The 22,826-nt window shown below is 37.6% G+C and carries 21 protein-coding genes; 18 read left to right on the top strand and 3 right to left on the bottom strand.

Annotation, left to right across the window (positions count from 1 at the left end):
- The first annotated feature begins 171 nt into the window (after positions 1-171).
- A complete protein-coding gene (locus PSF86_RS07465) occupies positions 172-558 on the top strand; it encodes a hypothetical protein (RefSeq protein ID WP_277899434.1) in 387 nt (128 codons plus the stop codon).
- 156 nt (positions 559-714) lie between these two features.
- Positions 715-1,047, top strand: a complete 333-nt coding sequence (locus PSF86_RS07460) for a hypothetical protein (RefSeq protein ID WP_277899433.1) — start codon at positions 715-717, stop codon at positions 1,045-1,047.
- An 82-nt stretch (positions 1,048-1,129) separates the two neighbouring features.
- On the opposite strand, the gene PSF86_RS07455 is transcribed toward PSF86_RS07460, so the two are convergent.
- Positions 1,130-1,471: a hypothetical protein gene (locus PSF86_RS07455; protein ID WP_338424020.1), complete on the bottom strand. Its 342-nt coding sequence runs from the start codon at positions 1,469-1,471 to the stop codon at positions 1,130-1,132.
- Positions 1,472-1,715: 244 nt separating this feature from the next.
- On the bottom strand, positions 1,716-3,263 hold the full coding sequence (gene porX, locus PSF86_RS07450; RefSeq protein ID WP_277899431.1) for a T9SS response regulator signal transducer PorX: 1,548 nt from the start codon (positions 3,261-3,263) through the stop codon (positions 1,716-1,718).
- A 43-nt stretch (positions 3,264-3,306) separates the two neighbouring features.
- Between porX and PSF86_RS07445 the strand changes: the two genes are divergently transcribed.
- The 13 genes from PSF86_RS07445 to PSF86_RS07385 all read left to right on the top strand — a co-directional run bounded on the left by PSF86_RS07445 (position 3,307) and on the right by PSF86_RS07385 (position 18,815).
- Complete coding sequence (locus tag PSF86_RS07445) at positions 3,307-4,530, top strand: HD domain-containing protein (protein WP_277899430.1); 1,224 nt, start codon at positions 3,307-3,309, stop codon at positions 4,528-4,530.
- Between the two features lie 30 nt (positions 4,531-4,560).
- Complete coding sequence (gene lpxD / locus PSF86_RS07440) at positions 4,561-5,577, top strand: UDP-3-O-(3-hydroxymyristoyl)glucosamine N-acyltransferase (RefSeq protein ID WP_277899429.1); 1,017 nt, start codon at positions 4,561-4,563, stop codon at positions 5,575-5,577.
- Positions 5,578-5,585: 8 nt separating this feature from the next.
- A complete protein-coding gene (locus tag PSF86_RS07435) occupies positions 5,586-7,001 on the top strand; it encodes a bifunctional UDP-3-O-[3-hydroxymyristoyl] N-acetylglucosamine deacetylase/3-hydroxyacyl-ACP dehydratase (protein ID WP_277899428.1) in 1,416 nt (471 codons plus the stop codon).
- A complete protein-coding gene (lpxA, locus tag PSF86_RS07430) occupies positions 7,001-7,789 on the top strand; it encodes an acyl-ACP--UDP-N-acetylglucosamine O-acyltransferase (RefSeq protein WP_277899427.1) in 789 nt (262 codons plus the stop codon). Before PSF86_RS07435 ends, lpxA begins: the two co-directional genes overlap by 1 nt.
- Before the next feature lie 133 nt (positions 7,790-7,922).
- A complete protein-coding gene (efp, locus tag PSF86_RS07425) occupies positions 7,923-8,489 on the top strand; it encodes an elongation factor P (RefSeq protein WP_277899426.1) in 567 nt (188 codons plus the stop codon).
- A 90-nt stretch (positions 8,490-8,579) separates the two neighbouring features.
- Entirely contained in the window at positions 8,580-9,509 is a 930-nt protein-coding gene (locus tag PSF86_RS07420; RefSeq protein WP_277899425.1) for a UDP-3-O-(3-hydroxymyristoyl)glucosamine N-acyltransferase, read from the top strand.
- A 1-nt stretch (position 9,510) separates the two neighbouring features.
- A complete protein-coding gene (locus PSF86_RS07415) occupies positions 9,511-9,924 on the top strand; it encodes a nuclear transport factor 2 family protein (RefSeq protein WP_277899424.1) in 414 nt (137 codons plus the stop codon).
- Positions 9,925-10,023: 99 nt separating this feature from the next.
- Positions 10,024-10,896, top strand: a complete 873-nt coding sequence (gene sucD, locus PSF86_RS07410) for a succinate--CoA ligase subunit alpha (RefSeq protein ID WP_277899423.1) — start codon at positions 10,024-10,026, stop codon at positions 10,894-10,896.
- A gap of 96 nt (positions 10,897-10,992) precedes the next feature.
- A complete protein-coding gene (locus tag PSF86_RS07405) occupies positions 10,993-13,953 on the top strand; it encodes a M16 family metallopeptidase (protein ID WP_277899422.1) in 2,961 nt (986 codons plus the stop codon).
- A 244-nt stretch (positions 13,954-14,197) separates the two neighbouring features.
- Positions 14,198-14,944 (top strand): 3-oxoacyl-[acyl-carrier-protein] reductase, encoded by a 747-nt coding sequence (fabG, locus tag PSF86_RS07400; protein ID WP_277899421.1) that lies wholly within the window; start codon positions 14,198-14,200, stop codon positions 14,942-14,944.
- A gap of 184 nt (positions 14,945-15,128) precedes the next feature.
- Complete coding sequence (locus PSF86_RS07395; protein WP_277899420.1) at positions 15,129-17,165, top strand: VWA domain-containing protein; 2,037 nt, start codon at positions 15,129-15,131, stop codon at positions 17,163-17,165.
- 11 nt (positions 17,166-17,176) lie between these two features.
- On the top strand, positions 17,177-17,977 hold the full coding sequence (fabG, locus tag PSF86_RS07390; RefSeq protein ID WP_277899419.1) for a 3-oxoacyl-ACP reductase FabG: 801 nt from the start codon (positions 17,177-17,179) through the stop codon (positions 17,975-17,977).
- A 22-nt stretch (positions 17,978-17,999) separates the two neighbouring features.
- Positions 18,000-18,815, top strand: coding sequence for a prohibitin family protein (locus PSF86_RS07385; RefSeq protein WP_277899418.1), 816 nt, complete (start codon positions 18,000-18,002; stop codon positions 18,813-18,815).
- Between the two features lie 100 nt (positions 18,816-18,915).
- Here the strand turns inward: PSF86_RS07385 and PSF86_RS07380 are convergent, their stop codons facing one another.
- The gene (locus PSF86_RS07380) at positions 18,916-20,370 is read right to left on the bottom strand and encodes a TonB-dependent receptor (RefSeq protein ID WP_277899417.1); all 1,455 of its coding nucleotides are present in this window, start codon (positions 20,368-20,370) and stop codon (positions 18,916-18,918) included.
- Positions 20,371-20,455: 85 nt separating this feature from the next.
- Here PSF86_RS07380 and PSF86_RS07375 point away from each other — a divergent pair, with 85 nt between their 5' ends.
- The 3 genes from PSF86_RS07375 (at position 20,456) to PSF86_RS07365 (ending at position 22,816) form a co-directional block, all read left to right on the top strand.
- A complete protein-coding gene (locus tag PSF86_RS07375) occupies positions 20,456-21,220 on the top strand; it encodes an MBL fold metallo-hydrolase (RefSeq protein WP_277899416.1) in 765 nt (254 codons plus the stop codon).
- A 144-nt stretch (positions 21,221-21,364) separates the two neighbouring features.
- On the top strand, positions 21,365-21,859 hold the full coding sequence (locus PSF86_RS07370) for a hydrolase (protein ID WP_277899415.1): 495 nt from the start codon (positions 21,365-21,367) through the stop codon (positions 21,857-21,859).
- A gap of 6 nt (positions 21,860-21,865) precedes the next feature.
- Positions 21,866-22,816, top strand: a complete 951-nt coding sequence (locus PSF86_RS07365) for a TerC family protein (RefSeq protein WP_277899414.1) — start codon at positions 21,866-21,868, stop codon at positions 22,814-22,816.
- Positions 22,817-22,826 lie beyond the last annotated feature (10 nt).

Raw genomic sequence — 22,826 nt, 5'->3', positions numbered from 1 at the left:
TTTCAACTTTTACTAAGCTTGTCATACTTGCTTTTGGCTACAATATGGTACATTACATGTAAATATCGGTGGAGGAATGCTATTTTGGTTCTTTTACTATTCAATGTTTATCAGTTAATAATAGTTGTATTTGGTGAAATCCAGATAGACAAGTCAAGCTTACAGTTTAAAATGATTCTTTATACTTTAACATTTTTATGGGGCTTACTATTTATTTGGTTAAGAAAAAAGCTTAATTATCCTTTATGGAGCAGGCTTCATGTAGATGCTATTGATGCAGAAGAAATTTTGAGATATAAATTTAAGAACACAAGGCACTATGCCAAAGTTTTGAATGGCCTTAATGAAGAAGTCGGCAACTCTACCTTGCAAGACGCCAAATCTATAATAGCAAAAGCTGTTGTACTAGCAGAAGACAATAGTGAAACAAATTCTCAAAACACAATTTTGCCTCCGAGCGAGAGAAGGGACTGGAGCGGGGTACTGATTTTTTTACTGATATTATTTATCCCGGTTTTTGCAAACCTCTACCGTTTAGCCTCCAATACAGCGTACTAGGATTTAGGATTATTTAGATTAGGTTCCTTTAACTTTCCGAATGTAAACATTTTTTTATGGTTTATAACGCTTAAACTATCGGTTTTCATAACCATTACCATATGGTTTTTAAGCAGTAGGTATTGGTGGAAATATTTTTTGCTTATCCCGTTAATAATGGTAAGTTACCAAATTATTACAACCCTTAATGTGGAAGTGACTGCTATAGACGAAAACGAAATATTTAGGGCCTTTCCCGTTTTGTTGATTCTAACGAGTTTTCTTTTATGGGTGTCTTTCAAGATTAGGAATTTCACGAAGGTAGAAGATTTAAAAAGACGTATTAAAGTGGAGATATTTAATATCGTCGCCCTTCTGGGGAAAAATAAAACCGATCAGCACGAGGATGTGAAAAATCAGCTTAACATGCTTATAAGGGATAAAAAGAAATATTCTTCTGAGGAGTACTTAAAAAGACTTGAAGAGTTAAAAGGAAAGTTGATGAAATAAAAAAGCACTTGACTTTTAAATCAAGTGCTTTTTTATTAATTTACTGGAAATTAACAACTAATTTCAAAAATAGGAAATATTACTATTCCATTTCTTTTTTGGTAGTTGCAATTTCTTTTTTAATCTGGTCCATCAAGTTCTTTAATTCTTGTTCTTGATGTGCTTTAATTTTCTGTTCTATTATCGCCTCAACTTCTTTATAAGTGAGCCTTTTATCTTGGGCGATGTCACTGCTTGAAGAAGACGATGAGTCTGTTCCAAACATAGTACCGTGACCAGTCACTACCCAATTAATGTTTACAAATGGATACTTTTCTACGATTCTTTCAAGAATGTCGCTTCCAACGGAAGCGTTGTTCTTTTTCATACGTAATGTGTAACCATTCGATGCGCCAATCGACATGTCGAATTGTCTTGCGCTCATTCCAAGTGATTGGATAATAGAAAAAATTCTATCAATTGCTTTTGCCATTGTTTTAATTTTGAGGGTTTATCAAAAATAGAAAAAAAACTCTACAAGAAACTAATATTTTTGACATTTTCACAAAAAATTAACATTTAGTCGTTATTTAACCCTTGAAACTAGTCGATTATCGGACACATGGTTTTCTACAAACAGTAGGATAAAGGTAATATTAACATTTTGCCCCATTTAGTATTAAAATTTGCTACCTAGGATTAAGCACTACAAAGGGGATAATAATTTCTTCAAGAGAAATCCCACCATGTTGGTATGTATTTTTGTAATAACTTACATAATGGTTGTAATTGTTGGGATACGCAAAAAATAGGTCTTCTTTAGCAAAAATAAAAGAACTGCTCATATTTATGCTCGGCAGGTGTATTTCTTTTGGGTTTTTAACACCATAGACTTCCTTTTCGTTATAAGACAGACTTTTGCCCGTTTTGTACCTTAGGTTTAAGCTGGTGTCGCGATCGCCTATTACCTTCGACGGACTTTTTACATTAATAGTCCCGTGGTCTGTGGTTATTATTAATTTAAAGCCGAGTTGCTGGGCTTGCTGCACAATTTCGATAAGAGGTGAATTTTTAAACCAGCTCTGTGTGAGCGATCTATATGCTTTGTCGTTTGCGGCTAACTCTTTTACAACTTCCATTTCTGTTTTGGAATGAGAGAGCATGTCCACAAAATTATACACCAAAACCGTGAGGTCGTTTTCCTTTTGCGACCTAAAGTTTTGTGCCAATTGTTTGCCGGCCCGTAAATTGGATATTTTATGGTATTCCCATTTTATGTCCAGTCCCAATCTACGTATTTGTGCTGTCAAAAAATCGGCTTCATGTAAGTTTTTCCCTCCTTCGTCTGTATCGTTTTTCCACAATTTTGGATGTAAACGTGCCATTTCCGAAGGCATTAAACCAGAAAAAATAGCATTTCTGGCATATTGAGTCGCCGTTGGAAGAATACTGTAATAAGGTACTTCCTTGACTTTTTTGTAGTAATTGGTTACGGTGCCCTCAAAAGCTTTCCATTGGTCAAACCTTAAATTATCTATAACTACCAGCAAAGTAGGTGTTTTTTTGTTGACCTCTTTGGATATTAAATCTTTAAACAGGGTATGAGACATAACGGGGCCATTGTCTTCCCGAAACCAGTTTTCATAGTTTTTTTCAATAAATTTTCCAAATTGTGTGTTGGCTTCTGTTTTTTGAGATTCCAGAATTTCCGTCATTCCGGTATCTTCAATGTTTTCCAGCTCGATTTCCCAATAAATGAGTTTTTTGTACAATTCTGCCCATTCTTCATAAGTATTTACCATGGTAAGGTCCATGGCAATTTTTCTAAATTCCTGTTGATAACTCGACGTAGTTTTCTCTGAAACAAGCCTAGAGTTATCCAGGTTTTTCTTTAAGCTCAATAAAATCTGATTTGGGTTTACGGGTTTTATAAGGTAATCGGCTATTTTAGAGCCAATAGCTTCCTCCATGATGTTTTCTTCCTCGCTCTTGGTTATCATTACCACTGGAAGGGTAGGCTTGAGCGCTTTTATTTCCGTCAAGGTTTCAAGGCCCGTTAGGCCGGGCATATTTTCATCTAAAAAAACAATATCAAAATTTGTAACCTTAACTTCTTCTACCGCTTCTGTACCGCTTTGGCATGTATGTACCTTGTAATTCTTCTTTTCCAAAAAAAGAATATGCGGTTTTAAAAGTTCAATTTCATCATCTATCCAAAGTATCTTTATCTCATTCATTCTATTGATGTATATTTGTATGTAATTTCACAATTTATTTAGTTTGAAGACAGCAAACAAGCTCAAAATATTTAACGATCCAATTTACGGATTTATTACCATCCCCAACGAACTGATTTTTGATTTAATTGAGCATAAATATTTCCAACGCCTGCGGCGGATATCCCAAATGGGACTTTCGTATTTAGTATATCCGGGAGCTCACCATACCCGGTTTCACCATGCAATTGGGTGCATGCATTTAATGAAGAAAGCAGTGCAAGTACTTCGTTTTAAAGGGATTGAGGTGAGTGATGAAGAAGAAAAAGGACTTTTGGCCGCTATTTTGTTGCACGACATTGGGCATGGTCCGTTTTCGCACGCAATGGAACACAGTATTGTAAACGGAGTTTCACACGAATATATTTCGCTTCAGTTCATGGAAGCTTTAAACGATGAGTTTAACGGAACTTTAACGCTGGCGATCCAGATTTTTAAGGGAGTTTACCACCGCAAGTTTATGAATCAGTTAATTTCCGGGCAACTGGACATGGACCGGGTAGATTATTTAAAACGCGATAGTTTCTATACGGGAGTATCAGAAGGGAATATAAATTCGGAGCGGATTATTTCCATGCTGAATGTGTTAGACGACCAGCTTGTTGTTGAAGAAAAAGGGATTTATTCAGTAGAAAAATTTTTAGTAGCAAGAAGGCTTATGTACTGGCAGGTATTTTTACACAAAACAAGCCTTGCAGCCGAACAATTGCTTATAAGGATATTGAAAAGGGCCAACGAAATCCATCATAATGGACATAAGCTACATGCCAGCAAGGCATTACAGTTTTTTCTGGATTATCAAATAGGAAAAGAAAATTTTAACAAGGAAATTTTGGAAACTTTTTCTCATTTGGATGATGTGGATATTTTGTCGGCAATGAAAGAATGGCAATTTAGTGAAGACTTTGTATTGTCCAATTTATGTAAAATATTATTGAACCGTGACCTTTTAAAGATCAAAATAAAGAAAAAACCCATAAAGCAACACAAAATAGAGACGCATTTGCAAAGCTTTATGGACAAGTACAAGGTAACGCTCGATGAAGCTAAATATTTTGTGTTTAGCGGGTTGATAGAGAACCAGGCGTATAATTTAGACAGGCAAAACATATGTATACTAATGAAGTCTGGGAAGATTGTGGACGTTGCAAAAGCTTCAGATCAATTTAACCTAAAAGCACTTTCTAAGCCGGTTACAAAATATTACATGTGCTATCCTAAAAAATAAATACTACTTTTTTTATACTTTTGCGTGGAAATGAAATTTACAGCAACTCAAATAGCAGGAATATTAGAAGGTGAAATAATAGGCAATCCAGAAGTGGAAGTGTCCAAACTTTCTAAAATAGAAGAAGGTACCGAAGGCTCGCTAACTTTTTTGGCAAACCCAAAGTATACTCCATATATATATTCAACAAAGGCTTCCATAACCATAGTGAACAAATCCTTTAAACTGGAACATGAATTAAGCACAACCTTGATTAAGGTTGAAGATGCTTATAAGTCGTTTTCTAAATTATTGGAATATTACAATCAGGTAAAACTGCACAAAGTGGGCATTGAGCAACCGGTTTTTTTAGCCGAAAGCTCTAATTATGGCGAAAATATATACATTGGAGCATTTACCTACATAGGCGAAAACGTAAAAATTGGCAACAATGTAAAAATATACCCGAACGCATATATTGGCGATAATGTTACTATTGGCAATAATGTGGTTATTTTTTCCGGAGCCAAAATATATTCCGAGTCAATAGTTGGCAACGGATGCGTAATTCATAGCGGATGCGTAATTGGCGCCGATGGTTTTGGTTTTTCACCCAACGAAAATGGCGAGTTTCAAAAAGTACCACAAACGGGTAACGTTATCCTTGAGGACCATGTGGATGTAGGGGCCGGAACAACTATAGACAGGGCAACCTTGGGGTCGACCATCATTAGAAAAGGTGTTAAACTGGACAACCAGATACAAATAGCGCACAACGTAGAAATTGGCGAAAATACCGTTATAGCTGCCCAGACAGGAATAGCCGGATCGACAAAAATTGGTAAAAATTGCATGATCGGAGGGCAAGTTGGTATTGTTGGCCATATTATTATTGGCGACCGGGTTAAAATACAAGCACAATCGGGAATAGGGAGAAATGTAAAAGACGACGAAACATTGCAGGGCTCCCCGGCATTAAACTATGGCGATTACAACAAATCGTACGTGCACTTTAAAAATTTGCCAAAACTGGTAGACAAGATTAATCAACTAGATAAAAGTAAATAGATACAATAATGAGTGATCAGGTTATAAAACAACGAACCATCGCTAAAGAGGTTTCTTTAACCGGAGTTGGACTGCATACAGGCATGAACGTTACCATGACCTTCAAGCCAGCGGCCGAAAATCATGGATATGCATTTAAGCGCGTTGACCTAGAAGGTCAACCAGTAATCGAGGCCGATGCCAATTATGTTGTAAATACCCAACGGGGTACCAACCTTGAAAAAATGGGTGTTAAAATTCAAACATCAGAGCATGTGTTGGCCGCATTGGTTGGATTGGAGATCGATAATGTTTTAATTGAACTCAATGCTCCCGAGCCACCAATTATGGACGGTTCTTCTAAATATTTTATTGAAGCTTTAAAAAAGGCAGGAATCGTAGCGCAGGAAGCAGAACGCGATGAGTTTATTGTAACCGATGTAATATCGTATACCGATGAAGAAACCGGAAGCGAAATTACCATAATCCCATCTGATGAATACCAAGTTACCACCATGGTAGATTTTGGCACCAAAGTTTTGGGAACGCAAAATGCCACTCTGAAACATTTATCAGAATTTGAAAAGGAAATTGCAAATTCCAGGACCTTTAGTTTCTTGCACGAAATAGAAACGTTGCTGGAACATGGACTTATTAAGGGCGGCGACCTTAACAATGCCATAGTATATGTAGACAAAGAATTGTCTAAGGAAACAATGGAAAAGCTAAAAGTGGCATTCAAAAAAGATTCCATTTCCGTAAAGCCAAACGGAATTCTAGACAACCTAACATTGCATTATCCCAATGAAGCAGCAAGGCATAAATTGCTTGACGTTATTGGCGATTTGGCTTTAATAGGTACAAGGGTTAGAGGGAAGGTAATAGCAAATAAGCCCGGACATTTTGTAAATACTCAATTTGCAAAAAAAGTTTCAAAAATCATCAAAATAGAAAAGAGAAATAAGGTTCCAAAAATAGACCTAAACCAACCACCGCTCATGGATATCAACCAGATTATGAAAATGTTGCCGCACAGGCCACCATTTTTATTGGTCGATAGAATCTTAGAACTTTCCGATAGCCATGTTGTGGGGATGAAAAACGTTACAATGAACGAACCTTTCTTTGTGGGCCACTTTCCGGGCGCGCCCATTATGCCGGGAGTACTCCAGGTAGAGGCATTGGCGCAAACAGGGGGCATCTTGGCACTGAGCACGGTACCCGATCCGGAAAATTACCTTACTTATTTCATGAAAATCGATAATGTAAAATTTAAGCAGCAGGTAATCCCGGGCGATACGCTTATCTTTAAAATGGATTTAATATCTCCTATACGAAGGGGAATTTGCCATATGCAGGCCTATGCATATGCCAATGGCAAACTGGCCACAGAAGCAGAGCTAATGGCTCAAATAGTAAAAGTTAAAGAAGAAACTAAAAAATAATGAATCAACCACTCGCATATGTGCACCCTGGGGCAAAAATTGCCAAAAATGTGGTAATCGAACCTTTTGCTACCATCAACAACAATGTGGTAATTGGAGAGGGAACCTGGATAGGGAGCAACGTAACTATTATGGAAGGTGCCCGGATAGGAAAAAACTGTAATATTTTCCCCGGAGCCGTAATTTCTGCAATTCCTCAGGATTTAAAATATAACGACGAAGATACTACCGCCGAAATTGGCGATAATACAACCATTAGGGAATGTGTGACCATAAACCGAGGCACCACCGATAGGATGAAAACCATTATAGGAAAAAATTGTTGGATCATGGCATACAGCCACATAGCTCACGATTGCATTGTTGGGGATCATTGTATTTTTTCAAACAACAGCACCCTTGCGGGGCACATTACCGTTGGAGATTACGTGGTATTGGCCGGAATGACCGCCGTTCATCAGTTTTGTTCTATTGGAAATCACGCCTTTGTAACTGGCGGTTCACTGGTGCGTAAAGATGTCCCTCCTTATGCCAAGGCGGCAAGGGAACCCCTGTCGTATGTAGGGATTAATTCCGTAGGGTTAAGAAGGAGAGGGTATACCACTGAAAAAATTAGGGAAATTCAAGATATATACCGTATTTTATATCAGAAGAATTACAACAATTCTCAAGCGGTAGAAATTATTGAAGCCGAAATGGAGGCAACTCCGGAACGCGATGAAATACTTCAGTTTATTAAAGATTCCCAAAGAGGGATTATGAAGGGTTACTTTAGTTCAAATCATTAAAAAAATATGTAAAATTTAAGAGTTGATCAGGTATAGGGTTAACGTTTTTAGAGGTTTAGGGATTATAAAATCTTTAATTTAAAACTATCAACTATCAACTATCAACTATCAACTATCAATTAACAATAAAAATATGGCATCTACATCAGATATTAGAAAAGGATTATGCATCCGTTACAATCACGATATTTATAAAATCATAGAGTTTTTACATGTAAAACCGGGAAAAGGCCCAGCTTTTGTAAGAACAAAGTTAAAAAGTGTAACTACTGGCAAGGTTTTAGACAATACCTTTTCTGCCGGGCACAAAATAGAGGATGTTCGTGTAGAAACACGTTCATATCAGTTTTTATATGCTGAAGGGGATACCTATCATTTTATGAACACAGACGATTATAACCAGATCACACTTCAAAAAGATGCGCTCGATACCCCCGATTTGTTAAAAGAAGGAGAAGTGGTAACCATCTTGTTTAATACTGAAGATAGCATGCCGCTTTCTGTAGACATGCCGGCACATGTTATTTTAGAAGTTACACATACAGAGCCTGGGGTAAAAGGGAATACGGCAACAAATGCCACAAAACCTGCTACCGTTGAAACCGGGGCCATAATCAATGTGCCCTTATTTATTAACGAAGGCGATAGAATAAAAATAGATACCGAGAAAAGTTCGTACATGGAACGTGCAAAAGAGTAGCTTTTTCAATAAGCTGTTTTCAACTATGTGCAAATACCATGAAAATAGCTTAACGATATAACAGCTTAACAAATTAACATCAGCAATAATATGAAGTTTCCTCAAAAACATACCCTAAAACAGATTGCCACAATTTTAAATTGCAATTATGTGGGGAACGACGATTTTCCTGTTATGGGAATGAACGAAATACATGTGGTAGAACCCGGGGATATTGTTTTTGTGGACCATCCAAAATATTATGATAAGGCCCTTCAGTCGGCGGCAACAGTTGTGCTTATCAACAAAGAAGTAGATTGCCCTGCGGGCAAGGCGTTGTTGATTTCAACCGATCCTTTTAGGGATTTTAATACCCTTACCGATTTTTTCAGGCCTTTTCAAAAAGCAACTTCCTCTATTGCAGCATCGGCAAAAATAGGGGAGGGCACTATTGTGCAGCCCGGAACTTTTATTGGAAACAATGTTGTTGTTGGAAAAAACTGTTTAATCCACCCCAATGTAAGTATTTACGATAATTGTATAATTAGAGACAATGTTACAATCCATGCCGGTACGGTACTTGGTGCCGATGCCTTTTACTATAAAAACAGACCGGAAGGGTTCGATAAATTACTTTCGGGAGGAAGAGTGGTTGTAGAGAACAATGTAGACCTTGGCGCTCTGTGCACCATAGACAAGGGTGTTACGGGCGATACCTTGATTAAGGAAGGCAGTAAAATAGACAATCAGGTACATGTGGGCCATGATACGGTTATTGGTAAAAAATGCTTAATTGCCTCTCAGGTAGGAATTGCAGGTTGTGTAATTATTGAAGACGAAGTAACAATTTGGGGGCAAGTAGGAATAGCAAGTGCAATTACAATCGGTACAAAAGCTGTATTGTTGGCGCAATCTGGGGTAAGCAAGTCCCTGGCCCCTCATAAAACATATTTTGGTTACCCGGCCGAAGAAGCCAGAAGGAAATATAAAGAACTTGCATCCATCCGTCAAATACCATCAATAATTGAAAAATTAGGATAATATGGCACAATCGATTAAAAAGATCGTTCAGGATTTTTACCAATCAGAGCCCATTAAAAACAATAAAATCTTAAAAGAGTATCTGCACGATGACTGTCAACTTTTTTGGAACAGTAGCAAAGGGTTTACCAAGCTTAACAAAGAAGAGTTGATTTCACTGGCCATGAATATGGCAGAAGCCTATCATTCCATCAGGACCGAAATAAGTCATTTATTAAGAGATGGAAATAGTGTTACCGTGCGCTATACCTACCATGTAAAAGCCATTGAAACCCCCGATGAAGAACAACCTTTGGCACATTTTATCACTATTTGGGAGTGTAAAGACGATAAATTATACCGAGGTTACGAAATTAGCCAGCTAGCCGATGATAATCCGGTAAACCTTAATTCTTTCCTTCCGGTAAAGCAGTAAAAGGATTTTAAAAAAATATAACAAATAAATTATTTAATAGATTTCTCAAATCATATTCAAAAGGCTATTTTTGCATAGCTTAAATAAAATTCAACCCTAATGAGTGTATTAGTAAATAAAAATTCAAAGATAATAGTACAAGGATTTACAGGCAGTGAAGGAACATTTCACGCAGAACAAATGATTGAATACGGCACCAATGTTGTTGGAGGCGTGACTCCCGGAAAAGGAGGGCAGGAACATTTAAACAAGCCAGTATTCAACACTGTAAAAGAAGCCGTAGACAAAGTAGGTGCAGACGTATCTATTATTTTTGTGCCACCGGCATTTGCCGCCGATGCCATTATGGAAGCGGCCGATGCAGGGATCAAGGTTATTATTACTATTACTGAAGGAATTCCCGTTGCCGATATGATCAAGGCATCAGATTACATTAAAGATAAGGACTGTAGGTTAATAGGTCCCAATTGTCCGGGAGTTATTACTCCGGGTGAAGCAAAAGTAGGAATTATGCCCGGTTTTGTTTTTAAACAAGGAAAAGTGGGGATTGTTTCCAAATCGGGAACACTTACCTACGAAGCGGCCGATCAGGTTGTAAAACAAGGATTAGGTATTACCACCGCAATAGGTATTGGCGGAGACCCAATTATAGGAACTACAACCAAAGAAGCCGTTGAGCTTTTAATGAACGACCCTGAAACGGAATGTATCGTGATGATCGGGGAAATAGGCGGGCAATTGGAAGCAGATGCCGCCCGTTGGGTAAAAGAAAATGGCAATAAAAAACCTGTAATTGGATTTATTGCAGGTGAAACCGCACCAAAAGGAAGAACAATGGGACATGCCGGTGCTATTGTTGGCGGTGCCGATGATACCGCGGAAGCTAAAAAACGTATCATGAACGAATGTGGCATTCATGTAGTAGATTCTCCGGCAGAAATTGGAAAAAAAGTTGCCGAAGTTATAAAATAACACATAATATATAAAATATTATCTATATATTTATCCATTCCTTGATTTTCAGGGAATGGATTTTTTATTTTAACTAATAACTTAATTATTATGATAATGAAGTTTTTCAAACCTATTTTATTATTGCTTTTGGTTGTTGCAGTTGGCTGTAAGGAGTCCAAGAAGAACCAAGTTATTACCGAAAAACATACAGACCCCAATGGGTTTAACTACGAAATCGTTACAAACGACCCAACCGGACTGCGTTTATATACTTTGGATAACGGACTAAAAGTGTATCTAAGCAGAAATACGGATGAACCTAAAATCCAGACTTTTATTCCGGTACGGGCCGGATCGGTATACGATCCCGGAGATAATACAGGTCTTGCCCATTACCTTGAACATATGGTTTTTAAGGGAACCGATGAGATTGGAACCCAAGACTGGGAAAGCGAAAAAGTATTGCTTCAGGAGATATCCAATCTATACGAAGCACATAAAAAAGAGACGGACACCCTTAAAAAAGTTGCCATTTATAGGCAAATCGACAGTGTTTCACAGTTGGCCTCCAAGATATCCATTGCCAATGAATATGATAAAATGGTGAGCTCCTTGGGAGCAGAAGGAACAAATGCATGGACTTCCCATGAAGAAACGGTTTATACCAATAAAATTCCATCCAACGAATTTGACAAATGGCTAAAACTGGAAAGTGAGCGCTTTAGTCAGTTGGTATTGCGCTTGTTTCATACCGAGCTTGAGGCCGTTTACGAAGAATTTAACAGATCTCAAGATAGCGATGGTAGAAAAGAGTACTACGAAATGCTGAAAACACTTTTTCCAGAGCATCCTTATGGTCAGCAACCAACTATTGGAATCTCCGAACATTTAAAGAATCCTTCAATGGTGGCCATCAACAACTATTTTAATAAATATTATGTGCCAAACAACATGGCCGTGATTTTGGTAGGAGATTTGGAATTTGATGAAACCATAAAAAAAGTAAACGATGCTTTCGGGTCGTTCAAGGCCAAGGAAGTTACTTATCCGGAACGACCAAAAGAACAGCCAATTACTGCTCCCATTGAAAAAGAGGTATTTGGCCCAGAGGCCGCCCGGGTTAGCATAGGCTTTAGAACTGCTGGAATAGGGTCCGACGAGGAAAAATACATCACCTTAATCGATATGATCTTGAACAATAGCGAAGCAGGGTTAATAGACTTGAACCTTAATCAAAAACAAAAAGTACAAAGAGCAGGTTGTTATCCTGTATTTAATAATGATTATGGAGTACATACTTTTTATGGATATCCTAAGTCAAATCAATCCTTAGAAGATATAAAAGCACTTTTATTGGGTCAGATTGAAGAAGTTAAAAAAGGAAATTTTGACGAATGGATGATTCAAGCGGTGGTTAACGACTTGAAATTATCAGAAATCCGTCAGTACGAAAATGCAACTTATGTTGCCTATGCATATGTAGATGCCTTTGTGCATTTTCAAGATTGGGAAGCTGAAGTTAAAAAACTGGATGAGCTTAAAAAAATAACGAAACAGGAGCTTGTGGATTTTGCCAATAAATTTTATGTAGACGATTATGCGGTGGTTTACAAAAGGCAAGGCGAAAGTAGAAACCTTGTAAAGGTTGAAAACCCACGAATTACGCCTATTGAGCTTAATAGGGATAAGCAATCGGCTTTTTTAAAGGCTTTTAACGAAATAGAAGTTTCGCCAATTAAACCTCAGGAAATAGATTATAGCACCGCTATCAAGGAAACTTCAACTAAAAACGGACTCAAGGTTTCTTATATAGAAAACGACGTAAACGATCTGGCCGAGCTCGATGTTATTTTTGACATGGGGAAAGACAGCAATAAAAAGCTTCAGCAGGCAATTGGTTATGTGGAATATCTGGGAACCGATAAATATTCGCCTGAAGAACTTAAAAAAGAGTTTTACAAATTGGGGATTAATTATGGCGTAAGTACTGCCGATGATTATTGTTATGTATCTGTAAGCGGTTTGAGCGAGAATATGGACAAAGGACTGGAACTTTTCGAGCATTTATGGACCAATGCCGTTGCCAATCAAGAAACATACGATAAATACGTGCAGAATATTGGAAAACGAAGGGAAGACGGAAAGGCCAACAAAGGAAATATTTTATGGAACGGTTTGATGAATTACGGTATGTATGGCGAAAATTCCAGATTAAGGGATATTTATACTATTGATGAGTTAAAGTCAATTTCTCCGGAAGAACTGGTAACTATTTTCAAAGACCTTAAAAACTACAAACAGCGTATTTTTTATTTTGGCAACAACTTACAAGGGGCTATAACTTCTCTTGATGAAAAACACCAAATCCCGGAAAGCCTGGAAGAATATCCAAAGGCCAAGGATTATATGGAAAAGGAAACCGGCGGGCATGTGTATTTTGTTAATTACGACATGGTACAGAGCGAAATGCTGTTTTTGGCAAAGGGAGAAACCTTTGACCCTAAAAAAATGGCGGCATCTGCATTGTTCAACACTTATTTTGGAAGTGGATTGTCATCTATTGTTTTTCAGGAGATAAGAGAATCCAAATCCCTTGCATATTCGGCGTTCTCTTCATATAGGAATGCATCAGAAAAAGGTAAGCCAAATTACACCTATGCATATATTGGTACACAGGCCAATAAAATGCCCGAAGCAGTTGATGCCATGATGGAGCTTATGACAAACATGCCGGAAGCAGAAAAACAGTTTCAGGCCGCAAAAGAATCAACATTAAAACAGCTTGCAGCCGAGCGCATTAACCGTCAGGATATTTTTTGGGAATACGAGCGTTTAAAAAAGCGCGGCATAACCGAAGATAACAGAAAAGAAATGTACAACGAAATTCAACAAATGGATTTTAACGACCTTAAAAATTTCTTTAACGAGAACATAAAAGGAGAAACATACGATGTAATGGTAATAGGAAACAAAAACGATGTAGATATGGAAGCCTTGAAGAAACTAGGCGAAGTAGAAGAAGTAGATGTGGACTATCTGTTTAATTATGAGAAACCTAAGCCCATTAAATCATAACCTTTTTAATGCAAAATAAGTTCAATGTAAAAACCCTGCTAAAAATGCAGGGTTTTTTGTTAGTTAAACTTGGTATTTGCTATATTTGATGATAGAATGAAAAAGTCATTTTAAACCAGAAAGAGTAGTTGTAAAAAATACAAATAGGTTTTACAACACAGTGATAAACACAATAAATGCCTTTTGGAAATTATGTTGCCAAAACATCCAAACAGGCATATTAAGAACGAACAAAAAACAACGAATGAAACTTTTAGAAGGGAAAACAGCTATTGTTACAGGAGCCAGTCGCGGTATTGGTAAGGGCATTGCTCAGGAATTTGCAAAACAAGGAGCCAATGTGGCCTTTACGTACAGCTCGTCTGAATGGCCTGCTAAAGAATTGGAAAAAGAGCTTGTTGCATTTGGAGTAAAAGCAAAAGCATACAAAAGTGATGCTGCAAGTTTCTCGGCCGCCCAGGAATTGGCAGATGAAGTGACAAAAGAATTTGGAGCTATCGATATTTTGGTAAATAATGCCGGGATTACAAAAGACAACCTCTTGATGCGTATATCCGAAGAAGATTTTGACAAAGTAATAGAAGTAAACCTAAAATCGGTTTTTAACATGACCAAAGCTGTACAACGCACTATGTTGAAGCAACGTAAGGGGTCGATTATCAATATGAGCTCTGTAGTAGGAGTGAAAGGAAATGCCGGACAGACAAACTATGCAGCTTCCAAGGCCGGAATTATAGGCTTTTCTAAATCTGTGGCTTTAGAATTGGGCTCCAGGAACATAAGAAGCAATGTGGTGGCACCGGGATTTATTGAAACCGAGATGACAGGTGCGTTGGATGAAAAAGTAGTGCAGGGGTGGAGAGATGCCATACCTTTAAAAAGAGGTGGAAACCCTGAAGACATTGCCAATGCTTGTGTATTTTTAGGTTCGGATATGTCTGCCTACATCACCGGGCAGGTGCTTCAGGTAGACGGAGGAATGCTTACTTAGTAAACTACCTCGTGGTAGGCTCATGAGGCATTTTAGGAGGAAAAATATTTTGATTTCGAGGCAAGCTTCCGAGCATTCAAACCTCGATTATCGAGATAGATAAATAAATTTAATATAGCCATGAAAGTTTGTAAGGTTGTTTATTAAATAACTTTATAAACTTTCAGCATTATAAAGCATATGCATGGTGGGAGCTAACCAAGTTATTTTCATTTTAATTGCGGTACTTGTAGCCTTTTTGCTGGTTCTTTTTCAATACGGAAAGGAAGCAAGAAAAGGAGGTGTATATCTTTGGTTGGCAATTTTAAGGTTCTTCGGGATTTTCTGTATCCTCTTTTTAATAATCAGTCCGAAATACAAAAAAGAAACCTTTTATACCGAAAAACCCAATTTGTCCATATTAATGGATAATTCTGCTTCCATCCATGAATTAGGGTTTGATAGTGTTGCAAAAAATACTTGGGAAAAAATTGCAAACGATAAAGAATTAAACGATAAATTTTCAATAAGTTCTTATGTCTTTGATGCAGGTATTGAGCCACTAAATAAACTTTCGTTCAACGGCAAACAAACCAATATTACCAAGGCATTAAATACCTTGTCTTCCATAAACAGAAAACGCCAAGGTGCAGTATTGCTGTTTTCAGACGGAAACCAGACTTATGGTGCCGATTATCAATATTTGGGCAATAACTATAAAACGCCTGTTTATCCCATTGTCGTGGGAGATTCTACCACATATAGCGATTTAAAAATTGCGCAATTAAACGTTAACAAATATGCTTATTTTAAGAACAAATTTCCTGTTGAAATCTTTCTTGATTACGAAGGAAAAGACAGTATCGTATCAACTTTTAAAATAATTAAAGGAAAGCAGGTATTGTTTTCAAAAAAACTTTCTTTTGATAAAAACAATACTTCACAAGTTATTAATACCCAATTGTTGGCCAATTCAATAGGGATACAAACCATGCAGGCAGTTATTGTACCATTGACCAACGAAAAAAATAAGGTAAACAATCAAAAGTTGTTTGCCATGGAGGTAATTGATAAAAAAAATAACGTTGCCATTGTAACCGATGTGCTGCATCCCGATATTGGGGCGTTAAAAAAGACTATTGAAAGCAACGAATTTCGAAAAGCAGATATTATAGATGTTAGAAATTTTAAGGCCACGCAGGACAATAGTTACCAACTGTATGTTTTATATCAACCCAACATATTGTTCAAACCTGTTTTTCAGGAATTAAACAATAGAAAGGCAAATTTCTGGATTATAACCGGGATGGATACCGACTGGAATTTCTTAAATGGACAACAATTGGGGTTTAACAATGCTCAAGGTAGGGGCGACGAAGAAATAATACCGGCTTATAATCAAAATTTTCACACATTTCAAACAGAAGACATTGGTTTTGATGATTTTCCGCCATTAAAAAGCACATTGGACGAAATTAGCTTTATGAGCCCGGGCCAAACATTGTTGTTCAAAAAAATAAGCAATGTTCCTACCAGTTATCCATTGTTGACCGTTATGGAAAACCAAGACCAAAAAAAGGCATTGTTTTTGGGCGAGGGCATATGGAAATGGCGGGCGGCAAACTATGTTTCAAATCAAAACACAGAAGCTTTTGATGCCTATTTCGGGAAATTAATTCAGTTTTTATCTTCTAAAAAACAAAGGGAGCGTTTAACTGTAGCGGCCGAATCTTTTTATTATGGAAACTCCCAAGTATTGTTGTCGGCTTCCTATTTTGACGAAAATTATGTTTTCGACCCGGACGTTTCTATTGAAATTATTACCGAAAACCGGGAAACTAATCAAAAACCTACCTTTTCCATGCTGTATGGAAACAACAGCTACCAAGCAAACCTAAATACGCTACAGCCGGGCACATACAATTTTACGGTCCGTGTGCCATCGGCAAACATTTCTAAATCGGGAAGTTTTACCATTTTGGACTTTAACGTAGAACAACAGTTTGTAAACCCGGATATCGAGAGGTTAAATACATTGGCCAATAATACGAACGGAAAAATATTTTATTTAAATGATTTTCAAAAACTTAAAAACGAATTGCTTGATAAGGGCAATTATCAGGCCGTTCAAAAAAGTATGGAAAATGTTGTACCTTTAATAGACTGGAAATGGCTGTTGGCAATAATAATACTTGCCTTTTCTTCTGAATGGTTTTTAAGAAAATACAGCGGACTTATTTAAAATAAAATTCAATGAAATTAGTAAAGGATCAAGTGGCTTTGGTAACAGGTGCCAGCTCGGGAATTGGTAAAACAGTTGCTTATTATTTGGCCAAGGAAGGGGCAAAGGTAGGCGTGAATTATTATTCTGATGAAGAAGGTGCCAATGATGTTGTAAAAAAAATTACTGAAATAGGCGGGGAAGCCTTTCCAGTTCAAGGCGATGTTGGAAATGAAGAAGACGTACTGAAAATGTTCAATAAAGTATACGAAACCTATGGAAACTTGGATATTTTGGTAAGCAATGCCGGGATACAGCGTGATGCCCCCATTGAAAAAATGACATTAAAAGATTGGGAAACGGTTATTAGGACCAATTTAACCGGTGCTTTTTTGTGTTCCAGGCAGGCGGTACAATATTTTTTAAAAAGGGGTGTGGTAAAAGGCATAAGCAAATCTGCCGGAAAAATTATTTTTATGAGTTCGGTGCATCAGGAAATACCGTGGGCTGGGCATATAAACTATTCGGCATCCAAAGGCGGACTTACAGAATTGATGCGCTCCTTGTCTCAAGAAACGGCCAACAAGCTCATCCGTGTCAATAGTGTGGCTCCCGGGGCTATAAAAACCCCGATAAACGAAGATGTTTGGAAAGACAAGGAGAAAAAAGAGCATTTATTGAAATTAATTCCTTATAATAGGCTAGGGGAGCCCGAAGATGTAGCCGAGGTCGTGGTTTGGCTCGCGTCAGATAAATCGGAATACGTAAACGGAACAACTATATTTGTGGATGGGGGTATGACCCTCTATCCCGGATTTATAAACAACGGATAATTTTTAAATTTTACTTTTTTATATGGATAAATTACCTAAAATTGGAATACCTATTGTAATTATTGCAATTGCCCTGATTATTTTTATTGCAAAATCTACCGTAACGATTGAGTCTGGAGAGGCAGGCGTATTGTTTGAAACTTTTGGCAACGGTGTGGTAACCGATGAGCCTCCTTTATCCGAAGGTTTTCATTTGGTGGCGCCTTGGAATAAGGTTTTTGTATACGAGGTAAGGCAACAGGAAGTATCTGAAAAAATGCAGGTGCTGTCTTCAAACGGGTTGGAAATTAAACTGGATGCCTCTGTTTGGTTTCAGCCATTGTACAGCAAACTAGGTTCCTTGCACCAAGAAAAGGGCGTAGATTATGTGGCAAGGGTATTACAACCCGCAGTACGGTCGGCCGCCAGAAGCGTGGTTGGTAGGTATACGCCAGAACAGTTGTATTCTAGCAAAAGGGATGCCATTCAGGAAGAAATTTACGATGAGACCAAAGAAATTTTAAAAGACCAATTTGTGCAATTGAATGAGATTTTAGTACGCGACGTTACTTTGCCACCTACCATTAAAGACGCCATTGAACGCAAATTGAGGCAGGAACAGGAATCGCTTGAATATGAATTTAGGATTGAAAAGGCAGAAAAAGAAGCCGAAAGGCAACGGATTGAAGCACAGGGTAAAGCAGATGCCAATCAAATTTTAAGCACATCGTTAACCGACAAAATCCTTCAGGACAAAGGCATTGAAGCTACCATTAAACTATCTGAGTCGCAAAATTCTAAAGTAATTGTTATTGGCAGTGGCGATAAAGGCCTGCCCATTATTTTAGGAAACCAGTAGAACTATACATTCACTAAAAAAATAAGGCATACAGAAGAGGAACAATATTAACCTCTTTTGCATGCCTTTACTTTTATTAAAAGTTACTTTATAAATTCCTTTATTTTTGCTTTTCTTTTAGTTTGGATTTGTAATCAAACAGGCCTTTTTCCTTGATGAGCTCTGCAATCCCTTTCGGAAGCATTTCTTCCCATCCTTTTTCACCGGTTGCAATCTTTTTAAGCACTTCCCGCGAGAATATGTCCAGAATGGAATCGTCATAATCAAAAATATCAACTACTTTTCCATTGTACTTAAAGAACTTGTAGAGCTCCTTCATACGTGGGTGAACCTTTAGGTTGTTACTGGTAACCGTTAATCCGGTTTCCTGGTCTATCATTGGGTATAGGTAGACTTTTAAATCTTTGTAAAAAAGTTTCCCGAAGGCTTCCAATATCCCACCACTTAAATGGCGGTAATATTTTTCATCAAAGATATCTACCAAATTATTTACACCCATGGTAAGGGCCATGCGTTCTTTGGAATATTCAGAGAAATATTCAACCAATTTGTAATATTCCTGGAAATTGGAAATCATTACCGTTTGTCCAAGCGAACATAGCAGGCGTGCCCTGTCCATGAAGTCTTCTTCGTCAATTTCGCCTTCGGCTCGTAAATTGGATAGGGTAATTTCAAAAACTACCACGGTATTATCGACATCAACTTTATTTTCACGTATAAAAATTTCATAAGATTTCTTGTACATGTCCATATTTACCGAGGTAACCGGTCGGAAACTTCCGCGTAGCGCCAAAATGTTTTTCTTGTATAAAATGGCCGCCGGAAGGATATTGTTTCCATCGGGCCCGAACATTACGGCTTCTGTCATCCCGTTTTTAACAAGCTGCAAGCTCATTAAGCGGTTGTCTACTTCTTCAAAGCGGGGCCCTGAAAAGTTTATGGTGTCTATCTCAATGGTATCGTTGTCTATATGGTCGTATAGGTATTTCAATAATTTTTTTGGTTTATGGTGCTTGTAAAAGGCTCCATAAATAAGGTTTACCCCAACAATCCCCAAAGTTTCCTGTTGCAATCGGGCTTCGTTTTGTTTAAATCGGATGTGTAGAATAATTTCGTTGTAATCTTCATTGGGATCCAATTGAAAACGAATGCCCAACCAACCATGCCCTTTAAACTTTTTGGCAAAGTCGATGGTGGCAACGGTATTGGCATACGAAAAGAATATCTTATTGGGATTGTCCTTTCGGGGAATACGCTGCTCCATGAGCATCATTTCATGCGAGAGCATTTTTTTTAAACGGGCTTCGGTAACATATCGGCCATCATCTTCAACTCCATAAATGGCATCGCTAAAGTTTTTATCGTAGGCACTCATTGCTTTTGCAATAGTTCCGGAAGCTCCACCGGACCTAAAAAAATGCCTAACTGTTTCTTGCCCCGCACCAATCTCGGCAAAAGTCCCGTAAATATCTTCGTTGAGATTTATGCGTAAAGCTTTGGCTTTTAGCGAAGGAACATTTTCAAAGTTCTTATCCCCTTTTAAAACTAATGTCATAGCTGTTTTATATTTATGGCAAAGTTAAAAAAGTTTCATGAAGCTATTCGGAATATAAGTGATAAATTTGATGAAAAATGAGATTTTGAAGATAACTTTCCTCGGTACCGGAACATCGCAGGGAATTCCAATAATTGGAAGTGACGACCCTGTGTCTAAAAGCAAAGACCCAAAAGACAAGCGTTTAAGGGTTTCTGTTATGGTAGAATGGGCCAATTATTGTTATGTTGTAGATTGCGGCCCCGATTTTAGGCAACAAATGCTCGCCAATAACGTAAAGCGTATTGACGGGATTTTATTCACGCACGAGCACGCCGACCATATTATGGGACTGGACGATATACGCCCTTTCTTTTTTAGGCAAGGAGATATCCCGATTTATGCACATTCCCGTGTTTTGGATTCCCTGCGTATTAAATTCGACTATATTTTTGCAACCAAAGACAGGTACCCGGGAGCGCCGGCCGTACGGGGGCATGAAGTGGTAAACAATAAGCCCGTTTCAATAGGGAACCTTCAGGTAATACCAATAAACGCTTTTCATAATAGATTGCAGGTTTTTGGATATAGATTTGATAAATTTGCATATTTAACAGATATTAAAAGCATAGATGCAGAAGAAATTGAAAAACTAAAAGGCGTGGAAGTGCTTGTGGTAAATGCACTGCGCAAAGAAAGGCACCATTCGCATTTTAATATTGATGAAGCTTTGGAATTTATTGAGCTTGTAAAACCAAAAAAGGCATATCTTACGCACATAAGCCCCATGATGGGATTTCATGAAGAAGCACAAAAAGAATTGCCAAAAAACGTTTATATTGCTTACGACAATCAAGTCTTGGAAATATAAAGCTTGATAAACAATAGTAAACAGCCCCGGTGCAAGCACACGGGGCATTAAAATATATAACATTTCGACGCAAGCGTCGGAGCATCTTAAATCTCACTTAGTGAGTAAATAATTAAAAAAACACCAAAAAACACTCCATATACTATGAAACGTAATATTTTTATGTACCTTTTTTTCTTTGCGGTCCTCTATATTGTTTATCAATATGTAAGCGCCAAGAAATATTTTGAAAAAGAAACCGTAAAAATTGAACACCTTGAAGAAAGCAATGTACGTTTAAACGATTCTATTGAAACGCTCACATTGAACAATCTTGACCTTCAATATTTTTCTTTGGAAAACAACGACGATGCATTGGCATATTACGATCATTTACAACTAGAAAATCCTTCGCGCTACATAGCCGATAAATTATTGGAGACCAATGAGCAAAAAGGGAACAATCCGTTGGTACCTTATGACGGAATGTCCGGAGCCCCAATGAAAATTAATAAAATAAAAATATTGAACCATAAATGGATTATTGCCGACTTCTCCGACGGAAAATACTGGGGCGAGCTTATGCTTGAATACCAATTGAAAGACGATTTGGGTGTGGACTTTACGGTTTTGGACCATTTGCTGTATACTAGAAATTAACTTTTTATGATTGTTTGGATATCGTTTATAACACTGATTGTAATTTTTTTAGCAATCGATTTGGGGATTTTTAACAAAAACCCCCATGAAATAACCAATAAAGAAGCATCTATGTGGACCGCCATTTGGGTGAGTATTGCCATGCTTTTCTCCTTATTGGTGTTTTTTATATTCAAACATGGTTGGATAGACAACGTAGACCAACTTTCACCTTCAAATGCTACCTTAAAATATATTACGGGATATTTAATAGAACTTTCCTTGAGCGTGGACAATATCTTTGTAATTGCCGTAATATTTACTTCGTTTAAAATTCCTAAAATCTATCAGCACCGCGTATTGTTCTGGGGAATTATCGGGGCTATTGTCTTTAGGGCATTAATGATTTTGTTTGGCGTATACCTTATTAAAAAATTCGATTGGATTATTTACGTTTTTGGCGTATTCCTTATCTATACGGCCATTAAGCTTGCTTTGGAAAAAGACGACGATGCTTACGACCCCAAAAAATCTTTTGTATACAAAGCTATAAGAAAGGTTATTCCGGTAACCACACATATGGATTCCGAACACTTTTTTACAAGAAAAAAGCATTTATTGGTTGCTACGCCGCTTTTTATAGCACTAATTATTATTGAGTTTACCGACATACTTTTTGCTTTAGACAGTATTCCGGCTATTTTGGCCATTACTTCCGATCCGTTTTTGGTGTTCAGCTCCAATATAATGGCCATTTTAGGACTGCGTTCCATGTATTTCTTTCTGGCAAATATGCTGGAACGTTTTGGGTACTTAAAATACAGCCTCGTGGTAATATTGACTTTTGTGGGGATTAAAATGATCCTTTCCCATCATATAGAAATTCCCGAATGGCTTTCGTTGTCTGTCATTGGGGTTTCCTTGGGTGCAGGGGTATGGTTTTCCCTTCATAAAGAAAAAAAGGAAGAGACTGCTTAAAAAATCTTTT

The organism is Galbibacter pacificus (assembly GCF_029603165.1).
Taxonomy (GTDB): Bacteria; Bacteroidota; Bacteroidia; order Flavobacteriales; family Flavobacteriaceae; genus Galbibacter; species Galbibacter pacificus.
The sequence above is the reverse complement of the archived record's forward strand: the minus strand, read 5'-3'. Positions and strand labels throughout refer to the sequence as shown.

Excerpts from the sequence above, each read along its gene's own strand:
- PSF86_RS07465 (WP_277899434.1), top strand. The coding sequence starts at position 172 with ATGATTCTTTATACTTTAACATTTTTATGGGGCTTACTATTTATTTGG.
- PSF86_RS07460 (WP_277899433.1), top strand. The coding sequence starts at position 715 with ATGGTAAGTTACCAAATTATTACAACCCTTAATGTGGAAGTGACTGCT.
- PSF86_RS07455 (WP_338424020.1), bottom strand. The coding sequence starts at position 1,471 with ATGAGCGCAAGACAATTCGACATGTCGATTGGCGCATCGAATGGTTAC.
- porX (WP_277899431.1), bottom strand. The coding sequence starts at position 3,263 with ATGAATGAGATAAAGATACTTTGGATAGATGATGAAATTGAACTTTTA.
- lpxD (WP_277899429.1), top strand. The coding sequence starts at position 4,561 with ATGAAATTTACAGCAACTCAAATAGCAGGAATATTAGAAGGTGAAATA.
- PSF86_RS07435 (WP_277899428.1), top strand. The coding sequence starts at position 5,586 with ATGAGTGATCAGGTTATAAAACAACGAACCATCGCTAAAGAGGTTTCT.
- lpxA (WP_277899427.1), top strand. The coding sequence starts at position 7,001 with ATGAATCAACCACTCGCATATGTGCACCCTGGGGCAAAAATTGCCAAA.
- efp (WP_277899426.1), top strand. The coding sequence starts at position 7,923 with ATGGCATCTACATCAGATATTAGAAAAGGATTATGCATCCGTTACAAT.
- PSF86_RS07420 (WP_277899425.1), top strand. The coding sequence starts at position 8,580 with ATGAAGTTTCCTCAAAAACATACCCTAAAACAGATTGCCACAATTTTA.
- PSF86_RS07415 (WP_277899424.1), top strand. The coding sequence starts at position 9,511 with ATGGCACAATCGATTAAAAAGATCGTTCAGGATTTTTACCAATCAGAG.
- sucD (WP_277899423.1), top strand. The coding sequence starts at position 10,024 with ATGAGTGTATTAGTAAATAAAAATTCAAAGATAATAGTACAAGGATTT.
- PSF86_RS07405 (WP_277899422.1), top strand. The coding sequence starts at position 10,993 with ATGAAGTTTTTCAAACCTATTTTATTATTGCTTTTGGTTGTTGCAGTT.
- fabG (WP_277899421.1), top strand. The coding sequence starts at position 14,198 with ATGAAACTTTTAGAAGGGAAAACAGCTATTGTTACAGGAGCCAGTCGC.
- PSF86_RS07395 (WP_277899420.1), top strand. The coding sequence starts at position 15,129 with ATGGTGGGAGCTAACCAAGTTATTTTCATTTTAATTGCGGTACTTGTA.
- fabG (WP_277899419.1), top strand. The coding sequence starts at position 17,177 with ATGAAATTAGTAAAGGATCAAGTGGCTTTGGTAACAGGTGCCAGCTCG.
- PSF86_RS07385 (WP_277899418.1), top strand. The coding sequence starts at position 18,000 with ATGGATAAATTACCTAAAATTGGAATACCTATTGTAATTATTGCAATT.
- PSF86_RS07380 (WP_277899417.1), bottom strand. The coding sequence starts at position 20,370 with ATGACATTAGTTTTAAAAGGGGATAAGAACTTTGAAAATGTTCCTTCG.
- PSF86_RS07370 (WP_277899415.1), top strand. The coding sequence starts at position 21,365 with ATGAAACGTAATATTTTTATGTACCTTTTTTTCTTTGCGGTCCTCTAT.
- PSF86_RS07365 (WP_277899414.1), top strand. The coding sequence starts at position 21,866 with ATGATTGTTTGGATATCGTTTATAACACTGATTGTAATTTTTTTAGCA.